This is a genomic window from Pusillimonas noertemannii (assembly GCF_003096595.1).
Classification (GTDB): domain Bacteria; phylum Pseudomonadota; class Gammaproteobacteria; order Burkholderiales; family Burkholderiaceae_B; genus Pusillimonas; species Pusillimonas noertemannii.
This window is the reverse complement of sequence record NZ_QEKO01000002.1, coordinates 754,373-772,703: the sequence shown is the minus strand read 5'-3', so window position 1 is coordinate 772,703 and position 18,331 is coordinate 754,373. Positions and strand designations below refer to the sequence as shown.

The window sequence follows — 18,331 nt, the reverse complement described above, 5'->3', positions numbered from 1 at the left end:
CGGCATACCCATTTCCGGGCCGTCCACCCGCGCCGAATTTCTCTTGCCGAAGCGGGGGAAGTCGGCGACAGCTTGTCCGAATCCCGAAGCGCGCAGCGCTGAGGTTGAGTTCTGCCGCCGCCCGCTTTGGCAAGAGAAATTCGGGCAGCCCGCAGGGCCGCAGGGTGTCGGCCCGGAAATGGGTATGCCGCCCCTGGCCCGCTTCAAGAACTCAATACCACCGCAAAAATTCAACCCTCCGACTCAAGAACTCAAAACAAAGCCACGTCAGAAGCCGCTGCTTCATTAGCTTATTACCTATAATACGTTAGTAAATTATCAACTAACTATTAATATCTTGTCGTACGATGACGACGACACGGCGAGCCCTTTCGCCGGGCCCACAGGGGGCGGAACGGTCGGCGTTCTTCTCTTTTCAAGGTAGACAAGCATGCGATTGATTCGATCCTCTTTTCTTGCCGCCCTGCTGCCCGCCTTTTTGGCGGCGCCGGTTCAAGCCGCCGAAGAACCGGTAACCATCGGCTTTTTCTCGCATTTATCCGGTAACTTCGCCGAATACGGCGCCAGTTTCAAGAACGCCGTCGAGCTGTACCTGGACCAGGTAAAGCAGCAAGGCGGCATCGAAGGCCGGCCCGTCAAGCTGATCGTCGAAGACGACCGCAACTCGCCCCAAGAAGCCGCCACGGTGGCGCGCAAGATCGCCGGCACGCCGGGCGTGGTGCTGGCCATCGGCTCGTGGTCGACCACGTCTTCCATGGCCGCTTCGCCGATTTTCTCTGAAGCCAAGATCCCGCAGATCAGCCCTACCTCGTCGCACCCCGACTTCACCAAGCAAAGCGACTACGTCTTCCGCCAGAACAACACCGACGACATCCTCGCGCAGTACAACGCCGACACCATCCAGCAGAAGCTCAAGGCCAACAAGGTCGTCATTCCCTATTCGCAGGACGACTGGGGCGTGTACACCGGCAAAGCCACCGCCGAAGCCATCAAGAAGGCGGGCGGCGAAGTGCTGCTGCTGGAAAGCGTGCAGCCCGGCTCGCGCGACTTCCGGCCTTTCATCAGCAAGGTCAAGGCGCTGAAGCCCGAAGGCGTCTTCCTGGCTCTGCCTTATCAAGAGGCCTCCATCTTCATTCAGCAACTGCGCCAGGCCGGCATCGACATTCCGGTGGGCGGCGGCATTCCCCTTACTTCGCCTAAGTTCATCGAGCTGGCGGGCAAGGCGGCCGAGGGCGTGGTGCTGCACACCATTTTCTTTGCGCAAGACCCTTCGAAGAAGGCCTTCACCGATGCCTACAAGGCCAAATACGGCAAGCTGCCCGATCAGTTCGCTGCACTGGCGTATGACGCCACCGGCGTGGGCGTCGAAGCCATCCGGCGCGTCATCAAGTCGGGCAAGCCGCTTACCGGCGAAGCGGTGCGCGACGAGCTGGCCAACGGCCCGGCCTACGAAGGCGTAACCGGCGTGACCAAGTACGACCACGGCAACGTCAAGAAAGACCCCATCTTCATCACGGTGAAGAATGGCCAGTTCGCACTGTTTTAACCGGTCCGGCGCCGGCCGGCCGCCCTGGGGTGCCATGTTCCGGTTCGCCGGCACGGCGCCCGCGGTTCGCCGGCGCCCCTGCATATGATTGAATTATTCTTCAGCCAGGTACTTAACGGCCTGGCCATAGGCCAGGTCTACGCCCTGATCGCATTGGGCTTCAGCCTGGTCTTTGGTGTTTCCAACCTCATCAACTTCGCCCAGGGCGCCCTGTTCATGCTGGGGGCCTTCTTTGCCTTCAGCGGCGTTACCTGGCTGGGCCTGCCGCTGCCTGTTGCCGCGGTCGGATCCATCGCCCTGGTGACGGTGCTGGGCATCGTGCTCGAGGGCGTGGCGCTGCGCCCGCTTGAAAACGGCCCCTATATTGCGCCGGTGCTGTCCACCCTGGCCATCAGCATCATCGTCGACCAGCTTGCGGAAATCATCTGGTCGCCCGAAGGGCAGGCCTTTCCGCTGCCGTTCGAAGAGGTCACCTTCTTCATCGGCGGGGCCTACATTACCAGCACCGACATCCTCATCTTCGTGTTCGGCGGCCTGGCGGCGCTGGCGCTCACCTGGTTCCTGCAGTATTCGTGGCTGGGGCGGGGCGTGCGCGCCACTGCGCAAGACCGCGACGCGGCGGCGCAACTGGGTGTGCGCACCGACAAGGTTCGCCAGTTGGCCTTTGCGCTGGCCGGCACGCTGGGGGCCCTAAGCGGCATCCTGGTGGCGCTTTATTTCAAGAGCGTGTTCCCGCAAATGGGCATGCCCTTTGCATTGAAGGGGTTTGCGGCCGCGCTGCTGGGCGGGCTCACCAGCATTCCCGGCGCCGTGGTGGGCGGCCTTTTATTGGGCATCGTCGAAACCCTGGCCAGTGCGTATGTGGGCGAGGGCTATCGCGATCTGGTGGCCTTTTCCTTGCTGCTGGTTTTCCTGTTGTTTCGTCCGCAAGGCCTTTTGGGCGACAGTCGTCTCAGCGCGCTGGGTGGATCGGGCGCGGCGTCGGGCAGCATGCCCAGCACCAGCCTGCTTGCCTCCGCCTCCAGCCAGCGTGCGGCCCACCGCATTATCGAGATGCCTGCCTGGGGGTTCCTGGTGGCCGGCGCAGTGCTGGCCGTGCTGCCCTTCATCATGCAAAGCAGCTATGTGCTGCAGGCCGTGGTGTACGGCATGATCTTCGCCATGCTGTCTGGCAGCGTCTCGCTCATCTCGGGCTCGCTGGGCGTGCTGTCGGTGGGACACGCCGCCTTTTACGGGGTGGGCGCCTACACGGTGGCGGTGCTGGGGCATACCTATGGCTTGCCGACCGAAGTGGCTTTGCCCGCCGCCGTCATACTTACCGCCCTGGTCGCGGTGGTGGCGTCCCTGCCGCTGTACAAGCTTAGCGGCCATACGGCCGCCCTGGGCACGCTGGCCATCGGCCAGATTGGTTTCCTCATCTTCATGACCTGGCTGTCGGTGACGCGCGGCCCCATGGGCTTCCTCAATATCCCCGCGCCGCAGTTCGAACTGCTGGGCGGCCTGCGCCTCAGCGCCATAAGCCACAAGTTCTGGCTGGTGGCGCTGGTGGCGGCGGTGGGGCTCTTCCTGGTACAGCGGCTGCTCGATTCCGAAATCGGCCGCGCCTGGCGCGGCATACGTGAAGACCGCCTGGCCGCGCACGCCGCCGGCCTGCCCGTGCGCCGCTACATGTTGATGGCCTTTGCGGTGTCCGGCGCACTGGCTGGCGCGGCGGGCGGGCTGTTCGCCTACGTGCAAAGCGTCATCAGCCCCGACAGCTTCAACGTGCATGCCTCGCTGCTTCTGCTGACCATGGCGGTGCTGGGCGGCCTGGGCAACCTGACCGGCGCGGCGGCGGCCGGCTTTCTGCTGACCATCGTGCCCGAGCTGTTCCGGCCCTTTGCCGAATGGCGCATGATCGTCTACGGCGTGTTTCTTCTGATGGTGCTGCGGATGCGTCCGCACGGCATGCTGGGGGCGCGATGATGTCCACAATGCAAGGCATACATGTCCAGAGCGTATCGCGCCACTTCGACGGGGTCAAGGCGGTGGACGACGTCAGCTTCAGCCTGGCGCCGGGCGAAACACTGGCCCTGGTGGGGCCCAATGGCGCGGGCAAGTCCACCCTCATCCAGCTCATCAGTGGCATCGAGCGCCTTTCGGGCGGCCATATCATGGTCGACGGCCGGCGCATCGACCGCCTGCCTCCCGAGCGCATCGCCAGGCTGGGCATCGGGCGCAGCTTCCAGACCTCGCGGGTGTTCCCCGCCCTGTCGGTGTGGGACAGCGTGATGCTGGGCACCCAGGCCAGGCTGCTGCGCCGTGAGCACGGACGCGTCCTGGTCAATCCGCTTTACGAGCTGCTGGCGGGGCTGCTGCCCTTGCGCGGCTGGCGCAAGAAGGTCGAGGGCCAAGAGGCCATCGTGCGTGAAACACTGCAGCTGTTTGGCGACCGGCTGTGGCCGCGCCGCGATCAGCCCGCCTTCAGCCTTTCGTACGCCAATCGCCGGCGCCTGGAAATCGCCCGCGTGCTGGCCGGCCAGCCCGATTACCTGCTGCTGGACGAACCGGCCGCGGGCATGAACCCGACCGAAACCGGCGAGCTGACCAGGCTGCTGCTCGAGCTGCGGCGCATGCGGCCGCAGCTGGGCATGCTGGTGGTCGAGCACAAGCTGTCGCTGGTGCGTTCGGTGGCCGATCGGGTCATTGTGCTGAACCAGGGCAAGGTTCTGGCGCAGGGCGATCCCGACCACGCGCTCGACCATCCCGAAGTCGTCGAAGCCTATCTGGGACGGGTTCGCACCCGCCCTGTTTCATCGGATGCTCACCTTGGATAAGAATCAGCCTTTTCTTCTGGTGGATGACATCGACGTCCACTACGGGCCCGTCCAGGCGCTGTTCGGCGTAAGCCTGCACGTGCAGGCCGGCGAAGTGGTGTCCGTGCTGGGCGGCAACGCCTCGGGCAAGTCGACCACGCTCAAGTCGGTGCTGGGCCTGGTCCATCCCTCGCGCGGGCGCATCCTGCTCCAGGGCGAGCCCATCCACGGCCTTTCCTCGCCCGACGTCATCGAGCGCGGCGTGGCCAGCGTGCCCGAGGGGCGGCGGGTGTTTCCCGAGATGTCGGTCTACGAGAACCTGTTGATGGGCGCCTATCCCCGACGCCGCCAGAAGGACGAAATCGAACACGACCTGGAAGAGGTGTTCGCGTCGTTTCCGCGCCTGGCCGAACGGCGCAAGCAGGCAGCGGGAACCCTTTCAGGAGGCGAGCAGCAGATGCTGGCGCTGGGCCGGGCCTGGTTGCGCAAAGGCAAGCTCATCTGTATTGACGAACCCTCCATGGGCCTTTCGCCCAAGTTCGTCGACCTGGTCTACGAGGTGCTGTTTCGCTGGAAGGCAGCGGGGCAGACCATACTGCTGGTCGAGCAGAACGCGCGCATTGCGCTTGAACTGGCCGACCGCGCCTACGTGCTGCAGCACGGGCACGTTATTTTGCAGGGCGGCGCGACCGAGCTCGCGGCCGATCCCACCGTTCAGAAAGCTTACTTGGGGGCGGCATGACTGCTGAAGAAATTGTGAACCGGGAAACCGACGTACTCATCATCGGCGCCGGCGGTGCCGGCATGAGCGCCGCGCTGGCGGCCTCGCAGGCCGGCAGCCGCGTCATCATGACCGACCGCAGCCTGATCGGCCGGGGCGGCGCCACCATCATGGCGCAGATGACGGTGGCCGTGGCCCTGGGCGAACAGACGCCCGACGACTGGCGCCACCACTATGCCGACACGCTCAAGGCGGGGCGCGGCCTGTGCAGCGAGCCGCTTGCCCGCCTGCTGTGCGAAAGCGGCGTCGATGCGATCCGCCTGCTGGACAGCTGGGGCGTGGGCTGGGCGCGCAGCGACGGCCATCTTACCCAGGCCCAGGCGCCGGGGCACGACCGTCCGCGTTGCGTCTACGTTGACTACCTGAACACCGGCCCGGCCGTGGCCAAGACCTTGCGCACCCAGGTGGCGCACGACGACAGCATCGAACGCTATGGCGACCTGCTGGTGCTCGAACTGCTGGTCGAAGACGGGCGCGTCTGTGGCGCCGTGGCCCTGCACCTGACCACCGGGCAGCCCGTGGTCATACGCGCGGGCGCCGTCATCGTGGCCACGGGCGGGCTTACCCGGCTGTACCGCCGCAACAGCGCCTCGCTGAACATGGGCGGCGACGGCTATGCCCTGGCGCTGCGCGCGGGTGCGCGGCTTATCGACATGGAGTTCGTGCAGTTCTTCCCCATCGGCCACCTGGCGCCCCGCCTGGTGGGCTTCGACCCCATCATGTGGGACCCCTTCCGCTACAAGCTGGGCGGGCGGCTGCTTAACGGCCTGGGCGAAGAGTTCGTCGAAAAATACGGCCACGCGGGCGAAGAGAAGGGCTACACCATTACGCGCGACGCCGCCACCTATGCCATCTTGAAAGAGGTCGAGGCCGGTCGCGGATCGCCGGCGGGCGGCGCCTATCTCAGCTTCCAGCACGTGCCTGAAGAAACACTGCGCAAGGCCTTCGGCCCCATTATCGACAAGCTCGCGGCCAATGGCATCGACCTGACCAAATCACCCATCGAGGTCGCGCCCATCGCTCACTATCACATGGGGGGCATCCGCGTAGAGGTCGACATGTCCACCGACGTGCCCGGCCTGTACGCAGCCGGCGAGGCCGTGGGCGGCGCGAACGGGGCCAACCGACTGTCGGGCAATGCCATCACCGAGGCCGTGTCCTTCGGCCTGCAGGCCGGAAGGTCCGCCTCGGCCTACGCGGCCGATGCGCAGGCGCTGCAGCCGCCGCGTGCGCTGGAACTGGCCGGCCCGACGCTGGCGCGGCTCGAGCCTGCGCCCCAGGTCGGCGAAGCGCCCAACGTGGCGGCCCTTATTGCCCGCCTGCAGGCCCTGATGCAAGACTGCGTCGGCCCCTTCCGCAATGAAGACGGCCTGAAGCACGCCCTGGCCGAGCTGCAGGTGCTGAAGGCCGAGCTGGGCGACGCGCTGCCCGGCGACGGCGGGCCGCAGGACCCCGTGCGCCTCGATGCGCTCGACCTGCACAACATGCTGCTGGTGGCCGAGGCCGTGACGCGCAGCGCGATCGCCCGGCGCGAAAGCCGCGGCGCGCACCAACGCGATGATTTCCCGGGCATGGACGATGCCTGGACATTGAACCAGACGCTGGCGCTGCGGGATGGGCAATGGCGGCTCGAGACCGAGCCCGTGCGGCGCCTGGACACGCCGGTCGACATTCCCGCCGGCGGAACCGAATACGAGGGGCAGGCATGAATACGCAAGACAAAGATCGAACCATCATCCTGGAAGTGCAGCGCGGTGTGGGCGGTGGGCCCTCGCGCACGCAGGAGTACGAACTGCCCGAAGGGGCGGCGGCTTCTTTGCTGGACGGCCTGCGTTGGGTGCGCGAACATCTGGACGACACGCTGGCAGTGCGCTATTCGTGCATCAACGCCAATGCGTGCAAAGAGTGCATGATGATTCTTGACGGCAAGGTGGTCTACGCCTGTGTGGCGCGCATGCAGCCGGGTGCCAGGCACCAGGTCGCGCCGCTGCCCAACAAGGCGCGGGTCCGCGACCTCATCTCCGAGATCGCGCCCGTCAAGGAAAGATTCGACCAAGAGGAAAATGCCGATGACTGACGCACGTGGCCCCGCAGCGGGCCATTCCGACGACTGCCCGCCGCGTATCCTGTCGTCCGAGCACCTGGCGCGGGGGCCTCATCCCTCCCTGTCCGAGTTCGAGTTCGGGCTGATGGTGGCCCATAACGCGTTCGCGCGCTGGGTGGTGCGCTGCATGCGGGCCGCCGGCGAGCCCGACCTTGCCGTCACCGACGTGCTGGTGCTGCATCATGTCCACCATCGCGACCGCAGCAAGCGGCTGGCCGATATCTGCTTCACCCTCAACTACGAGGACAGCCACGTGATCAACTATTCCGTCAAGAAGCTCGTCAGCATGAAGCTGGCCCGCAGCGAGAAGGTCGGCAAAGAAGTCTTCTACGCCACCACGCCGGCAGGCGCCGACTTGCTCGAACGCTTCCGCAAGGTGCGCAACCGCTGCCTGCTGCCCACGGTCGAAGGCGAACTGGCCGATGCCGAGCTCATGTCGGCCATGGCGGCCCGCCTGCGCATGCTTTCGGGTTTGTACGACCAGGCCGCCCGCGCGGCGTCTTCGCTATGAGCGCCCCGCTCAGCCAGACCGGCGCCGGGCGCTGGCAGTTCTGGATAGACCGGGGGGGTACCTTCACCGACGTGGTGGCCCGCCGGCCGGACGGCGCCTTGCTTACCGCCAAGCTGCTGTCCGAGAACCCCGAGCAATACCCCGACGCCGCGGTGCAGGGCATACGCCAGTTGCTGGGCGTGGCCCGCAACGAACCCATACCCGTCGAGCGCATCGAAGTCGTCAAGATGGGCACCACGGTGGCCACCAATGCCTTGCTCGAGCGCAAGGGCGAGCGCGTGGTGCTGGCCGTCACGAAGGGGTTTCGCGACGCCTTGCGCATCGGCTACCAGAATCGCCCTCGGTTGTTCGACCGGCACATCGTGCTGCCCGAGCTGCTGCACGAAGAGGTCATCGAGATCGACGAGCGCCTGGACGCCCAGGGCAACGTCGTGCGCAAGCTCGACGCCGAATTGGCGCGCAAGGCGCTCGAGCAGGCGCGCGAAAGGGGCTTTACCGCCATCGCCATCGCGCTGATGCACGGCTATCGCAACAACGCCCACGAACAGGCCCTGGCCGGCCTGGCCCGTCAAGCGGGCTATACCCAGGTTTCGGTCTCGCATGAAGTGTCCCCGCTCATCCGCTACGTGGCGCGGGGCGACACCACCGTGGTCGACGCCTATCTGTCGCCGGTACTGCGCCGCTACGTCGACCGCGTGGCGGCCGAGCTGCCGGGGGTGCGCCTGCAGTTCATGCAGTCCAGCGGCGGCCTTACCGACGCCCATGCCTTCCAGGGCAAGGATTCCATCTTGTCCGGCCCCGCCGGCGGCATCGTCGGCATGGCGGGCGTATCGGCCATCGCCGGTTTCGAGCACGTCATCGGCTTCGACATGGGCGGCACCTCCACCGACGTATCGCACTATGCCGGCGAGTACGAGCGCGCTTTTGATTCCGTCGTGGCGGGCGTGCGGCTGCGCGCTCCCATGATGAGCATCCATACCGTGGCCGCCGGTGGGGGCTCCATCCTGTATTTCGACGGTGCCCGGCTGCGCGTCGGCCCCGAGTCGGCGGGTGCCAACCCCGGGCCCGCCTGCTACCGCCGCGGCGGTCCGCTTACGGTCACCGACGCCAATGTCATGCTGGGCCGCATCCAGCCGCATCATTTTCCCGCCGTGTTCGGGCCCGAGGCCGACCAGCCCCTCGATGCCGACGTGGTGCGCCGGCAGTTCGCCGAGCTGGCCCAGCGCGTGTCCGCCGAAACCGGCCGGGCGATTACCCCCGAGCAACTGGCGCAGGGCTTCCTGGACATCGCGGTGGCCAATATGGCCAATGCCATCAAGCGCATATCGGTGCAGCGCGGCTACGACGTTACCCGCTATACCCTGACCACCTTCGGCGGCGCCGGCGGCCAGCATGCCTGCCGGGTGGCCGATGCCCTGGCCATGCCCCGGGTGCTGGTTCATCCCCTGGCCGGTGTGCTGTCGGCCTATGGCATGGGCCTGGCGGCGGCGACCGCCATACGCGAGCGCTCGGTTGAAAAGGTGTGGGACGCCGAAGGCGAGGCACAAGCCAGGGCCGTGCTGCAGGAACTGTGCGAACTGGCCCGCAACGACCTTCTTGCCCAGCAAGTGTCGGAAGACCATATCCGTGTCGAGCAGCGCCTGTATCTGCGCTACGAAGGCACCGATACCTCGCTGCCCGTGGTCCTTGGCAGCGCCGAAGCCATGCTTGCCGCTTTCGAGCAGGCCTATTCGATGCGCTTCTCCTTTCTTATGCCCGACCGGCGCCTGGTGATCGAATCGGCGGTGGCCGAGGCCATTGGCGACGAATCGGACAAGGCCGCCGGCGTCTTCGAGAGCCAGCCGCGCGCCGCCGGCGAGTTGCCCGAACGCTTCGATACCGTGCAGATCCACGCCGACGATGAATTGCATGATTGCCCGCTGTACCGCAGTGCCGACCTGCGCGTGGGCGACGTGCTGCTGGGGCCCGCCATCATCACCGACGCCAATGCCACCACGCTGGTCGATCCGGGCTGGCGGGCAAGCGTGACCGAACGCGGCGACATCGTGCTCGATCGCGCCACGCCGCGTCCGCAGCGCTACGCCATCGGCACCCAGGCCGACCCGGTCATGCTCGAGATCTTCAACAATCTCTTCATGTCGATCGCCGAGCAGATGGGCTACCGCCTGCAGAACACGGCCTATTCGGTCAACATCAAAGAGCGGCTCGACTTCTCTTGCGCCATCTTCGACGCCAAGGGCGACCTGGTTGCCAATGCGCCGCACATTCCCGTGCACCTGGGCTCCATGAGCGCCAGCATCCAGGCCGTGAACGAAGCCAACCGCGGCAGCATGCGGCCCGGCGATGTCTTTGTGCTGAACAATCCCTATGCGGGCGGCACCCACTTGCCAGACGTCACGGTGGTAACGCCGGTGTTCGACGCCCAGGGCCGCGACATTCTGTTCTACGTCGGTTCGCGCGGCCACCATGCCGACATCGGAGGGCTTACGCCCGGATCGATGCCTTCCAATTCCACCACCATCGATGAAGAAGGCGTGCTGATCACCAACTTCCGCCTGGTCGAGGGCGGGCGCATGCGCGAGCGCGAGCTGCGCGAACTGCTGGCAAGCGGGCCCTATCCGGCGCGCAATATCGACCAGAACCTGGCCGACCTGCGGGCCCAGATCGCAGCCAATGAAAAGGGCCGCGAAGAGCTGCTCAACATGGTCGAGGCCTATGGCCTGGAAGTGGTGCATGCCTATATGCAGCACGTGCAGGACAATGCCGAAGAATCGGTGCGGCGGGCGATTTCTCGCCTTACCGACGGCGAGTTCACCCAATTGCTCGACAATGGCGCGCGCATTCAGGTCAAGCTTACGGTCGACCAGGCCACGCGCAGCGCCACGGTGGATTTCACCGGCACTTCGCCGCGCCTGCCCAACAACTTCAACGCCCCGCGCGCGGTCACGACGGCCGCGGTGCTGTATGTCTTCCGCACCATGATCGACGACGACATCCCGATCAATGCAGGCGGGCTCAAGCCCCTAACCCTGGTCGTGCCCGAAGACTCCATGCTGAATCCCAGCTATCCGGCGGCGGTGGTGGCGGGCAACGTCGAGACCTCCACCTGCGTGACCAACGCCTTGTACGGAGCCTTGGGCGTGAACGCGGGCAGCCAGCCCACCATGAACAACCTGACCTTCGGCAACGCGCGCCACCAGTATTACGAGACCATTTCCGGAGGCGCGGGCGCGGGTGGCCGTTTCGACGACGAAGGCCGCCTGGCGGGCGGCTTCGACGGCACCTCGGTCGTGCAGACCCAGATGACCAATTCGCGCATGACCGATCCCGAAGTACTTGAATTGCGCGTGCCGGTGCGTCTCGAGCGCTACGAGATCCGGCGCGGCTCGGGCGGCGCGGGCCGCTGGCATGGCGGCGACGGCGGCTTGCGCACCCTGCGCTTCCTCGAGCCCATGACGGTATCGCTTCTGGCCAACGGCTGGATTCATCCCGCCTTCGGCGCGCGCGGCGGCCAGCCGGGCGCCTGCGGAGAAAGCCGGGTCATCCGCTCCGATGGCCGCGTCGAACCCATCAGGCATGCCGACAGCGCCGAGCTGCAAGCCGGCGATTGCTTCGAGATACTGACACCCGGCGGGGGTGGTTTCGGCGAGTGATGGTTGAGCCTTCGTGCAGGGCGCAAAGCGGCCCGCACGAAGGCTTCAGACTTGCGTAATGGTCGCGGCCGCGCCACGGCCCTTGCGCAGCCACAGCAATGACGCGCCCACCAGGCCCACGGGCAGCAGCGACACCAGGTGCAGCATGTTCCAGCCCAGCTTTTGCAGCAACCCAGCGGCGGCGATGGAGCCCACCGTGGCCACGATGAACATCGTCAGGTCATTGACGCCCTGCACCTTGCCGCGCTCGGCGGGGGCGTGGGTGGTGGACAGCAGCACCGCGCTGCCGACGAACACGAAGTTCCAGCCCACGCCGAATGCGATACGCGAGGCCACGTAGAGAGACAGCGTGGCGCTGACCGCACCGATCAGCATGGCCAGGCTCATCAGCGCCACGCCTGCCCACAGAATAGGCAGCAGGCCGATGCGGTTGATCAGAACGCCGGTGAAGAAGGCCGGGATGAACATGGACAGCACCTGGCTTTGGACCACGATCGTGATGTCCACCATGCCGAAGCCCTGTGCCTGCATGCCGAGCGGCGTGACCGTCATGTACAGCACCATCAGTGAAAAGCTTACGGTGCTGGCCAGGACGGCGGGCACGAAGCCCCGATGGCGCGCCACTGCGGCAAGCGGGCGAATGGCCGCCTCTTCACGCGGGCTTTCAATGGTGGGCACCCGCAGCTGCAGAAGCAGGGTGGCGGCAAGCAGCGACACCAGCAGCGTGACCAGAAATGATTCGCCGAACGGTATCGCGGGGATCAGCCCCAGTGGTGCGCGTGCATTGATGGGCCCCAGCACGGCGGCCACCACGCCGCCCGTCATCACGAACGAAATGGAACGGCTGCGAAACTCCAGGCGCGTCACGTCGGCGGCGGCGAAGCGGTAGTACATCCCGAAGCTCTGGTAGATGCCTATCAGGAACATGCCGGCGCAAAACAGGGGAAAGGAGGGGCGTGCAACGCTTGCGAGCATCAGCGCGCTTCCCAGCGCGCCGCCCGCCGTGGCGCCCAGGATGAATCCGGCGCGTCGGCCTATGCGCCGCATCAGCAGCGAGGCCGGAAGCGTCGTCAGCACAGTGGCGAACATCATCAGCGCGATGGGCAGGGTGGCCAGGCCGGGGCTGGCGCTGAGCCGCAGCCCGATGACGCTGGCCAGCGTCATGACCGTGATGGTGGTAATGGTGAACAGACTCTGGCTGCCGGCCAGAATCAATACATTGCCGATTTCGGCCCGGGAGGGTCTGGAGGGCGGCGGCGTCGGCACGTGTCGACAGGCCCTAGATCGTCACCGAACTGACGCTGGCCCCGCCGCAGACATACAGGGTCTGGCCCGTAATGAAGCTGTTGGCCGGATCGCAGAAGAACATGACCGCGCGGGCCACGTCGTCCGCGCGGCCCAGGCGCTGCACGGGTATGCCCTTGGCGATGCTGGTTTCGCGTTCGCTGCCCGCTTCGACGACGTCGTAGAACATGTCGGTCGCGATGGGGCCCGGGGCCACCACGTTCACGGTGACGCCGTGGGCCGCCAGCTCGAGCGACCAGGTGCGCGCCATGCCCACCATGCCCGCCTTGGTGGCCGAATAGGCGGTACGCGTGGGCAGGCCCAGCGCGCCGCGCGACGACATGAGGACGATGCGGCCGAACTGGCCGCCCTGCATGCGGGGCAGGCAGGCCTGCGTGATCTGTATGGCCGCGCCAAGGTGTATCTGGGTCAGGCCCTGAAGTTCATCCAGCTTTACCTCGGGCAGCATGTTGGGCCAGATGACGCCGGCATTGTGCACGAAGTGCGTGATCGGGAACTGCTGCGCGGCCTCGGCCGCGGCCTGTTGCGTGGCCTGGGCGTCCAGCAGGTCGACCTGCACATTGTGCAGGCGAGCGTGGCTGAAGTCGGGTGCGCGGCGCGCCATGGAAACGACCTCGTAGCCCGCGTCGAGCATCTGGCGCACGATCTCGGCGCCGATGCCGGCGCTGCCTCCGGTGACGATTGCAGTATGCGTAGTACTCAACGTGGTTCTCCTGGGTTCGGGACGGGCGCGGCGTTGGGCACCAGGGCCAGCACGCGCAGGGGACTGCCCGAGCCGCTGCGTATCTTCAGGGGGGCCGAGAAGATGACCGCGCCCGTGGGCGGCAGCTGGTCCAGGTTGGCCATGCACTGCAGGCCATAGCGGTTGTTGCCGTGCATATAGTAATGGCAGGGGTAGGGCGGCTCGAGGTGCTGCGCCTGGCCGGCGTCGGTGCCCACCGATTCGGTTCCGAAGCCGTGCACGTCGCGTTCTTTGATCAGCCACGGCACTACATTGCCATCGGGGCCGGGCGAATGCGCGCCTTCGTCGTCCATGTTCAGGTAATCGTCGGGCTTGTTGCGCTTGGACCAATCGGTACGCATGAACACCCACGAGCGGGCCGGGATGCGGCCGTGGACGGCTTCCCACTGTTCGACGAAATCGATGGTCAGCAGAAAGTCGGGGTTCTCGCGCGACTCTTTCGAGCAATCGATGACGCAGGCCTCGGCGATGAAGGCCTCGATGGGAATGGTGTCGACCGTGTTGTTGGGCTGGTCTTTGCCGCTGACCCAATGCACGGGCGCATCGAAGTGGGTGCCAGTGTGCTCGGAGCATGAAAAGTTGTTCCAGTACCAGGCCGGGCCGCGCTCGTCGTAGCGCGAGATTTCTTCGATGCGAAAGGGCCAGGCCTGGCCGAACTCGGGCGGCAGGACGATGGTGGGAAACTCGGGCGTCAGGGTTTCGGTCAGGTCGACGATGCGTATCCTGCCCGACAGCAGTTCGGACATGAACTGGCCCAGGACGGAAGTCGTCATGGTGGTTCCTTCGGATGGTTGCGTGCTCATGCTGTGCTTCCGGTTTGCGTGGGGTGCGTGGGCATCAGGCGCCCAGTTCCCGCTCGAGCGCCTTGGGGTTGTCGGCCAGGCGGGCGCGGAACTCTTGCGCCACGTCGCCTACATAAGCTTCTTCGACGCCTTCCTTCAGGGCGCCGACGATGGCTCGCGCCAGAGCGGCGGGGGCCACGCGCGGCGGCGGTGTCAGTTGTTCCCATTCGTAGTCGACGGGCCCCGAGAAGACGTTCACCACCCTGATGCCCGAGGGCCGGAACTCGTTGCGCAGGCATTGGCTCATGGAAAGCGCCGCCGCCTGCGAGGCCGACCAGAGGCCTTGCGAGGGCAGGTTCATGTGCGCATAAATGGACAGGATGTTGACCCAGGCGACCGCGCTGTTGACGCCGTCGGCGGCCCGCCCGGCCATGCCGGGGCCGAAGTGCTGCGCCAGGCGCATCAGGCCCACGCAGTTCACATTGAACGAATCCTGCGCCTTCACCAGGTCGCGGTTGTGCAGCATGCCGCCATCGCGCTCATACAGGGCGGTGTTGACCAGGATCTCGACCTTGCCGCCGATGGAGCGCGAAACGCGCTCAACCGAATCGGTGTCGGTGACGTCGAGCGCCTGCACCTGGATGCGGGGGTCGGCGCACAGGGCGTCGAACTGCGCCGACTTGCGCCACGAGGCCGGGTCGCCCACGAACACCGTGGTGGCGCCGGCGTCGAGCAGGGCGCGGGCAACAGCCATGCCCACCGCCGACTTGCCGTCGGTGACCAGCGCGCGGCGGAACTTCGGATCGCAGGAGGTTTCGCGCAATGTCTTGTCGTCTTCCATATTGGGGGTGGCCTTCTTGGGGAGAGCGATCATCACGGCCTGGCCGCTGCGATCGAGCTTGAGGCTGAGCCGAACGGCGTCGCCTTCCTGGCAGTCGCCATGGACGTGGGCCACGACGCTGGGCCCGGAATCGAGCTGGACGGTGCCGACGCGCCAGGGCAGGCGTTCGCGGAAATACAGATCGTTGCTGTGGTGCAGCGTGGTGGTGGCCAGCAGACGCCCCGAAGGGTCGACCGGCTGCCAGCGCAATTGGTCCGACAGGCAGTCGTGGCAGACCTCGCGCGGCGGGTACTGCACCGCCGAGCAGGCCTGGCACACCTGAAGCTCGAAGCGGCCCTGGGCCGCCGCGGCCGTCAGGCCCAGGGCGCGGCGGCTGCGGCTGGCGGGCGGCAGGGTGGGACGCCGGGTGCGGGCGATGGGGTCTTTCTTGCGCGGCTTGCTCAATGGCTCGGTCATGCGTCGCTCCTGGCAAGCAGGGCCGCGGCGGTGCAGATGCCGCGGTCGTAGTTGATCATGCCGAAGCCGCTGACCAGGCCGATGCGCGCATCGGCCACCTGGCGCGGGCCGGCTGCGCCGGTAAGCTGCATCAGGGTTTCGATCATGCCCAGGTAGCCCCCCGAGGCGCCTGCCTGGCCCACCGAAAGCTGGCCGCCATTGGTGTTGAACGGAAAGCTGCCGTCGGTGGTGAAGCTGTGCCTGCGCACGAATTCGGGCCCCGCACCCTTGTCGCAAAAGCCCAAGTCTTCGATCTGCATCATGTTGATGACCGGGTAGTCGTCATAGGCTTGCATCAGATCGACGTCTTCGGGGCCCACGCCCGCCAGCGAGTAGAACTCTTCGCGGTCCATGGTCCAGCCGCCGCGCATCTGTATGGGGTCTTCGATCCAGGCGTTGTGCCGTTCGATGGTGGACAGTATGCGCACGAAAGGCAGGTTCAGCTTGCGCGCCTGTTCTTCGCGCATGACGAGAAAGCCGTCGGCGCCTGCGCAGGGCATGACGCAGTCGAACAAGTGGATGGGGTCGGCGATGACGCGCGATTCCAGGTACTGCTCGAGCGTCAGCGGCTTCTTCATGAGCGCGTTGGGGTTGAGCAGGGCGTTGGCGCGCTGCGCCACGCACAGCTTGCCGAAGTCTTCGCGCGTGGCGCCGGCTTCGCGCATGTAGTGGCGGGTCAGCAGGGCGAAGCTGGCATTGGGCCCGCCCGCCCCGTAAGGGTAGACGGCGTCTTGCGCAAAGCGCGAGAACTGGCTGACGGTGTGCCGGAAGGAGTCGACATGGTTGGTGTCGCCCGCGATGCAGGCCACGATGTTCGCGTCGCCGCTTTGCACGGCGCGCGCCGCGCGGCGCAGGCCGATGACACCGCTGGCCCCGCCCATGGGGATGTGGTCGAGCCAGCGCGGCGACATGCCCAGGTGCTGGGTCAGCCCCACCGCCGTGTCGGGCGCCAGCGTGAAGCTCGAGACGCACAGGCCGTCGACCTGCTGCTTGGCCACGCCGGCCTGGCCGATGAGGGCGCCCAGCGCCTTGCCCAGCCACCAGTGGGCGCTGTGTATGGAATAGCGCACGTACGGCACGGTGACGGGCACCGTGGCCACCACGCCGTCATAGCCGATGCGGCCGGTGCTCATGTGGGCGTTTCCTGTCGTTTCTTCAAGTCGCGGGTGTCGAAGCAGCGTGGCGTGCCCGGCAGCGTGGGAGCCAGGTTCTTGAGCTCGCCGCGCTGTATCTTGTTGGTGGGGGTAAGCGGCAGGGCGTCTACAAAGGCCACGTAGCCCGGCACTTTGTAATAGGCCAGTTGCGAGAGGCTCCAGGCGACGATGTCGCGCGCCAGGCCGTGCAGGTCGGCTTCGGCGGGAGCAGGCTCGCACACCAGGCAGGCCAGCACCTCGTCGCCGCGCAGGGCGTCGGGCACGGCCGCCACGGCGGCCGCCTTGATGGCCGGGTGCTGCAGCAGCACGCTCTCGACTTCGACGGCGGCGATGTTTTCACCGCTGCGGCGGATGACATTTTTCTTGCGATCGACGAAGTGCAGGTAGCCGTGCTCGTTGCGCCGCACGATGTCGCCGGTATGGAACCAGCCGTCTTTCCAGGCCTCATCGGTGGCCGCGGGGTCTTTCAGGTAGCCGGCAAAGAAACCGAAGCGCGGATTTTCGCCCGCATGCCGCACCAGCAGCTCGCCGTCCTGGTTGGGGCCCACCGGCTGGCCGGCGTCGTCCACAATGCGCACCTGGACCTCGTCGGCCTCTTTGCCGAAGCAGCTGCTGCCGATGAAGCGCGGCTCGTGATTGGCGATGACCACGGCGCCCGAGCCGGTTTCGGTCATGGCCCAGGCTTCGAGCAGGGGAAAGCCGAAGCGCTCTTCGAACGTCGCGTGGAGGCTGCGGTCGATGCCCGCGCCAAAGCCGAAGCGCACCTGGTGGCGGGTGTCGTCAGGGCCGGGTTCGGCCTTCATCAGGATGGCGGGCATGACGCCCAGGTAGTGCACGACGGTGGCGCCCGATTCGCGCACGGTGTCCCACCAGCTGCGCGGATGGAAGCGATCGAGCGGAATCAGGCAGCCGCCCGTGACCACCATGGCCATGGTCGAGCAGGCCATGGCGTTCATGTGGACCAGCGGCAGGGGGGTAAGCATGCGTTCCTTGCCGGGGCGCAGGGCGGCCAGGCCTCCGACATTGGAATACCAGTTGCCGCAGTGCAGATAGTATTCGTTGGGCAGTATGCAGCCCTTGGGGCGGCCGGTGGTGCCCGAGGTGTACAGCAGGCCGCATTCGGTATCGATGCCGGGCTCGCGGCCGGCGTGGGGCGCGCCGAAGGCGGGCGGCGGCGGCACGTCGCCGTCGGCGATGATGCCCACCGTCCGGCCCGCGGTCTCGGCCGCTGCGCGCAAGGCCTCGTGGTGCGTGGGCAGGGCCACGGCCAGGACGATCTCGGAGTGGCCGATAAGGTATTGCAGCTCGGCGGCGCGCAAGTCGGCATTGATGGGAACCACCGAGACGCCCAGCGCGTTCAAGGCGAACCAGTGCAGGAAGAAAGAAGGCCGGTTCTCGAGCAGCAGGCCGACCCGGTGGCCGTGGCCGTAGCCGGCCTTTTCATAGGCCAGCTTGAGCGCGTCGATGGCGTCGAGCGCGTGGCGATAGTGCAGTTCGCCGGCGGGAACGCCATAGATGCCGGCCGTTTCAGGCACGATATGAAGAAAGGGGTTGTCGGGCCATTGCTGCGCAGTGGCCGAAAATGCCTGGTATACGGTCGAGGACAAGATGCGGGCCCCTTT

At 66.4% G+C, this 18,331-nt stretch carries 14 protein-coding genes; 8 read left to right on the top strand and 6 right to left on the bottom strand.

From position 1 onward, the window contains the following. Window positions 1–430: 430 nt before the first annotated feature. The 8 genes from C7440_RS10775 (at window position 431) to C7440_RS10740 (ending at window position 11,390) form a co-directional block, all read left to right on the top strand. On the top strand, window positions 431–1,546 hold the full coding sequence (locus tag C7440_RS10775; protein WP_116518512.1) for an ABC transporter substrate-binding protein: 1,116 nt from the start codon (window positions 431–433) through the stop codon (window positions 1,544–1,546). Window positions 1,547–1,630: 84 nt separating this feature from the next. Then, window positions 1,631–3,511 (top strand): ABC transporter permease, encoded by a 1,881-nt coding sequence (locus C7440_RS10770; RefSeq protein WP_116518511.1) that lies wholly within the window; start codon window positions 1,631–1,633, stop codon window positions 3,509–3,511. 8 nt (window positions 3,512–3,519) lie between these two features. Further along, window positions 3,520–4,362, top strand: coding sequence for an ABC transporter ATP-binding protein (locus C7440_RS10765; protein WP_243410883.1), 843 nt, complete (start codon window positions 3,520–3,522; stop codon window positions 4,360–4,362). After that, entirely contained in the window at window positions 4,346–5,083 is a 738-nt protein-coding gene (locus C7440_RS10760; protein WP_116518509.1) for an ABC transporter ATP-binding protein, read from the top strand. The genes C7440_RS10765 and C7440_RS10760 overlap by 17 nt, the downstream gene beginning before the upstream one ends. Continuing rightward, a complete protein-coding gene (locus tag C7440_RS10755; protein WP_116518508.1) occupies window positions 5,080–6,831 on the top strand; it encodes an FAD-binding protein in 1,752 nt (583 codons plus the stop codon). The genes C7440_RS10760 and C7440_RS10755 overlap by 4 nt, the downstream gene beginning before the upstream one ends. After that, entirely contained in the window at window positions 6,828–7,199 is a 372-nt protein-coding gene (locus tag C7440_RS10750) for a 2Fe-2S iron-sulfur cluster-binding protein (protein ID WP_116518507.1), read from the top strand. The genes C7440_RS10755 and C7440_RS10750 overlap by 4 nt, the downstream gene beginning before the upstream one ends. Next, window positions 7,192–7,737 (top strand): winged helix DNA-binding protein, encoded by a 546-nt coding sequence (locus tag C7440_RS10745; protein ID WP_017523143.1) that lies wholly within the window; start codon window positions 7,192–7,194, stop codon window positions 7,735–7,737. Before C7440_RS10750 ends, C7440_RS10745 begins: the two co-directional genes overlap by 8 nt. Beyond that, window positions 7,734–11,390, top strand: a complete 3,657-nt coding sequence (locus C7440_RS10740; RefSeq protein WP_116518506.1) for a hydantoinase B/oxoprolinase family protein — start codon at window positions 7,734–7,736, stop codon at window positions 11,388–11,390. Before C7440_RS10745 ends, C7440_RS10740 begins: the two co-directional genes overlap by 4 nt. Before the next feature lie 45 nt (window positions 11,391–11,435). Here the strand turns inward: C7440_RS10740 and C7440_RS10735 are convergent, their stop codons facing one another. The 6 genes from C7440_RS10735 to C7440_RS10710 are packed head-to-tail and all read right to left on the bottom strand — an operon-like array spanning window position 11,436 to window position 18,316. After that, window positions 11,436–12,656 carry an MFS transporter gene (locus C7440_RS10735; protein ID WP_207775400.1) on the bottom strand — a complete coding sequence of 407 codons (1,221 nt, stop codon included), beginning with the start codon at window positions 12,654–12,656 and terminating at the stop codon, window positions 11,436–11,438. Between the two features lie 13 nt (window positions 12,657–12,669). After that, the gene (locus tag C7440_RS10730) at window positions 12,670–13,398 is read right to left on the bottom strand and encodes an SDR family NAD(P)-dependent oxidoreductase (RefSeq protein ID WP_116518505.1); all 729 of its coding nucleotides are present in this window, start codon (window positions 13,396–13,398) and stop codon (window positions 12,670–12,672) included. Next, complete coding sequence (locus C7440_RS10725; protein ID WP_371743456.1) at window positions 13,395–14,240, bottom strand: cyclase family protein; 846 nt, start codon at window positions 14,238–14,240, stop codon at window positions 13,395–13,397. Before C7440_RS10725 ends, C7440_RS10730 begins: the two co-directional genes overlap by 4 nt. Before the next feature lie 34 nt (window positions 14,241–14,274). Beyond that, window positions 14,275–15,516: an SDR family NAD(P)-dependent oxidoreductase gene (locus tag C7440_RS10720; protein ID WP_116518503.1), complete on the bottom strand. Its 1,242-nt coding sequence runs from the start codon at window positions 15,514–15,516 to the stop codon at window positions 14,275–14,277. Further along, a complete protein-coding gene (locus C7440_RS10715; protein WP_017523149.1) occupies window positions 15,513–16,688 on the bottom strand; it encodes a thiolase family protein in 1,176 nt (391 codons plus the stop codon). Before C7440_RS10715 ends, C7440_RS10720 begins: the two co-directional genes overlap by 4 nt. Continuing rightward, window positions 16,685–18,316 (bottom strand): AMP-binding protein, encoded by a 1,632-nt coding sequence (locus C7440_RS10710; protein WP_116518502.1) that lies wholly within the window; start codon window positions 18,314–18,316, stop codon window positions 16,685–16,687. Before C7440_RS10710 ends, C7440_RS10715 begins: the two co-directional genes overlap by 4 nt. Between the last annotated feature and the right edge of the window lie 15 nt (window positions 18,317–18,331).